Origin of the sequence: uncultured Limnohabitans sp. (assembly GCF_937889215.1) — a bacterium.
In the GTDB taxonomy this organism is placed as follows: domain Bacteria; phylum Pseudomonadota; class Gammaproteobacteria; order Burkholderiales; family Burkholderiaceae_C; genus Limnohabitans_A.
Map to the genome: position 1 here is coordinate 1 of NZ_CALBEX010000455.1, position 3,607 is coordinate 3,607.

Genomic DNA, 3,607 nt, shown 5'->3' on the forward strand with positions numbered 1-3,607 from the left:
GCTTTTTTTGGGCAATCTTCGTTTGCAACGCGGTCGGTGTGCCGGGCCAGCAACGTGGTGAAGTTAAAGACCGACGCCGATCTTGAGCTGATGGGCCCGCTGGGCTGTGGACTGCAAACGGCCGCGGGGCCGGTGCCAACGATAAGCACATCCATCTCATCTGGGATGTCAGCGGGGCGGTTGATGCCGTGTCCTGCTGCTGCTTTGATTCTTGGGTTTTCTGAAACGTAACCGCGGTGGTGGAATTGCATTTGGAATGTCTCCGTGATGGGCCTGAAGGGCTGATTTATTCTGGGATGCCAAGATTTTTTTGCAAGGTGTCGAGGGCGTCATACACCTGTTGAAGTTGCTTCACGCCCACCAGCTTTTCAAGCTTGAGGTATTCGCGTTCAATAAAGGGGCCATGCTTTTGCCGAGCTTTTCGGTAGCAGCGGTGACGGTGACGGTGACCCGCCGTTGATCGTGTTCCATGCGCTCACGCTTAATCCAGCCAGCTTCTTCCATGCGCATCAGAACCCCTGCAATGCTTGGGCTGGAAATTAAGCATCGCTCGCAAAGCTGACGGGGTTCTAAACCATCCTCATCCAACAGCACGCGCAGAATTCGCCATTGCTGTTCGGTCACGCCATGTTGGTTGAGCACCGGACGAAAACGACTCATCAAGGCTTCCCTTGATTGCAGAAGCAAATGCGGTAAATTTTTATGCCTAAGTGGGCTTTTAATGGGTGTAATTGAGTGTTTGAGAATTGAACTGTAGCGAGTTAGGACGGGCCTGAGTGTGTGTTTTTAAGAGACTCAAGGTATAACACTAATAAAAAGTCTATCGAGGATTGATTGACTTACTAACAAGTGAGTATTCAAATTACGAATATATTAGCAAAACGTTTGAATTTAAAAAGTTGACCATGTCGAATAATTTTCAACCACCTATCGGCGGTACGATTTACGGTACCTTGTTGAACCATCGCGAGGCCTTGGCTGCTTTGGGCGATCAAGTCAACGTTGCGCCGTACAAGGCGCCACCCAAAGCGCCGATTTTGTATATCAAGCCGCGTAACACTTGGGCTCAAAGTGGTGACGCAGTGGTTGTGCCATCGGATACCCTAGAGCTTCAAATGGGCGCCACCTTAGGTTTGGTCATCGGAAGCACCGCTTGCAAGTTAACTGCGGCCAATGCATTGAACCATGTGGCTGGCTTCGTGGTGATGAACGACATCAGCGTCCCACGTGATTCTTTTTATCGCCCCTCCATGCGCTTCAAGTGCCGCGATGGCTCTTGCCCAATGGGTGCGTATGTGCCACGTGACGCTGTGGCCAACCCAGATGCACTTGCTGTGACGGTGGCGATTGATGGTGTGGCGGTGCAACACACTGACACAGGCGGTCGCGTTCGCTCAGTGGCACAGCTGCTGGTTGATGTGACTGAATTTATGACCCTACATCCAGGCGATATCCTCAGCATTGGCGTGGCTGCGCATGCGCCGCTCGCCCGTGCGGGTCAGCACGTGACCATCACCATCGAAGGTGTGGGTCAATTGGACAATGTGTTGGTGGCGGAGGAGTCGGTATGAAGCGCGCAAAAGTAGCCTACGGTGGCGCCATCCATGACGCCTTCGAACACCCCACAGGTGTGCAACTGGCCGATGGCCGCGTGTTGTCTGAAGATGCGGTGGTCTGGTTGCCGCCCTTTGAAGTGGGCACCATCATCGCTTTGGGTTTGAACTACGCGGACCATGTGAAGGAGCTCTCCAAAGAGCTGACCGTCACCGCCAAAGATGAGCCCTTGGCTTTTCTCAAAGGCCGCAGCTCTTTGATTGGCCACCGTGCGCAAACCCGCCGCCCTGAAGGCGTGGCCTTCATGCACTACGAGTGCGAGCTGGCTGTGGTCATTGGCAGCACCGCTAAAAACGTCAAGCGCGAAAACGCCATGCAACACGTGGCGGGCTACACCGTCGCCAACGACTACGCGATTCGTGACTACTTAGAAAACTACTACCGACCAAATCTGCGCGTGAAAAACCGCGATGGTGGCACCGTGTTGGGCCCGTGGTTGGTAGATGCTGCTGATGTGCCAGACCCACACGCCTTGGCGTTGCGAACATGGGTCAATGGCGTGGTGACGCAGCAGGGCAATACCAGTGATTTGATTACGGATATTCCTGCGTTGATTGAATACCTGAGTGGCTTTATGACGCTCAATGTAGGAGACGTGATCTTGACGGGCACGCCTGAAGGCGTGGTCAACGTCAACGTTGGCGATGAAGTCGTGACAGAGATTGACGGCATTGGCCGACTGGTCAACACCATCGTGGCGGATGCCACGTTTGGTCGCTGACTCATTTAGAAAATTTGAACGAAGGAAAGCATATGCGCATCGAGCATTTGATCAACGGTAAATCGGTTGCCGGCAAGGACTACTTTGAAACGGTCAACCCCGCTACCCAAGATGTGCTGGCCGAAGTGGCCAGTGGCACAGCCACAGAAGTGAATGCAGCGGTGCAAGCTGCCAAAGATGCGTTTCCCGCATGGGCAGGTCGCCCTGCCACAGAGCGCGCCAAAATCATGCGCAACTTGGGTGATTTGATCGCCAAGCATGTGCCAGAAATCGCACAAGCCGAGACCAAAGACACGGGCCAAACCATCAGCCAAACAGGCAAGCAGTTGGTGCCGCGCTCGGCAGATAACTTTTACTACTTTTCTGAAATGTGCACGCGCGTCGATGGACACACCTATCCCACGCCCACGCATTTGAACTACACCTTGTTCCACCCCGTCGGCGTGTGCGCGCTGATTTCACCTTGGAACGTGCCGTTCATGACGTCCACGTGGAAGGTGGCGCCGTGTCTCGCGTTTGGTAACACCGCTGTGTTGAAAATGAGCGAGCTCTCGCCCTTGACCGCAGCGCGATTGGGTGAGTTGGCCTTAGAGGCAGGTGTGCCTGCTGGTGTGTTGAACATCGTGCATGGTTACGGCAAAGAGGCGGGTGAACCTTTGTGTGCCCACCCTGATGTGCGTGCGATTTCGTTCACAGGCTCCACCGTCACGGGCAATCGAATTGTGCAAGCCGCAGGCTTGAAGAAGTTCAGCATGGAGCTGGGCGGTAAATCACCGTTTGTGATTTTTGAAGACGCTGATTTAGACCGTGCGTTGGATGCCGCCATCTTCATGATCTTCAGCAACAACGGCGAACGATGCACAGCAGGCAGCCGTATCTTGGTGCAAAAAAGCATTTATGCCGATTTCGCCGCCAAATTTACTGAGCGTGCCAAGCGTATCGTGGTGGGCGACCCCTTGGACGAAAAAACTCTCATTGGCCCCATGATCAGCCAAGGCCATTTGGCCAAGGTGCGCAGCTACATCGAGTTGGGCACCAAAGAGGGTGCTTCGATTTTGTGTGGCGGCTTAGACGCACCGGACTTGCCAGCGCATTTGCAAAAAGGCAACTTTGTGCGCCCCACCGTGTTTGCCGATGTGGACAACCGCATGCGCATTGCGCAAGAAGAAATCTTCGGCCCCGTGGCGTGCTTGATTCCCTTCACAGACGAAGCCGACGCCATCCGCCAAGCCAACGACATCGAATACGGCTTGTCCAGCTATGTGTGGACCG

4 protein-coding genes and 1 pseudogene are annotated in these 3,607 nt (G+C 54.2%); 3 read left to right on the forward strand and 2 right to left on the reverse strand.

Annotated features, from left to right (window positions below; translation table 11 throughout):
• A pseudogene (locus Q0341_RS11525) lies at positions 1-251 on the reverse strand (hypothetical protein); the annotation flags it as partial.
• Positions 252-351: 100 nt separating this feature from the next.
• Positions 352-660, reverse strand: a complete 309-nt coding sequence (locus Q0341_RS11530) for a MarR family transcriptional regulator (RefSeq protein ID WP_299513402.1) — start codon at positions 658-660, stop codon at positions 352-354.
• Positions 661-830: 170 nt separating this feature from the next.
• Between Q0341_RS11530 and Q0341_RS11535 the strand changes: the two genes are divergently transcribed.
• The 3 genes from Q0341_RS11535 to hpaE all read left to right on the forward strand — a co-directional run.
• Positions 831-1,571, forward strand: a complete 741-nt coding sequence (locus tag Q0341_RS11535) for a fumarylacetoacetate hydrolase family protein (protein WP_299513404.1) — start codon at positions 831-833, stop codon at positions 1,569-1,571.
• Positions 1,568-2,335, forward strand: coding sequence for a fumarylacetoacetate hydrolase family protein (locus tag Q0341_RS11540; RefSeq protein ID WP_299513406.1), 768 nt, complete (start codon positions 1,568-1,570; stop codon positions 2,333-2,335). Before Q0341_RS11535 ends, Q0341_RS11540 begins: the two co-directional genes overlap by 4 nt.
• A 32-nt stretch (positions 2,336-2,367) precedes the next feature.
• Positions 2,368-3,607, forward strand: a 1,240-nt coding sequence (gene hpaE / locus Q0341_RS11545) for a 5-carboxymethyl-2-hydroxymuconate semialdehyde dehydrogenase (RefSeq protein WP_299513408.1), incomplete at its 3' end; no start/stop codon positions are given.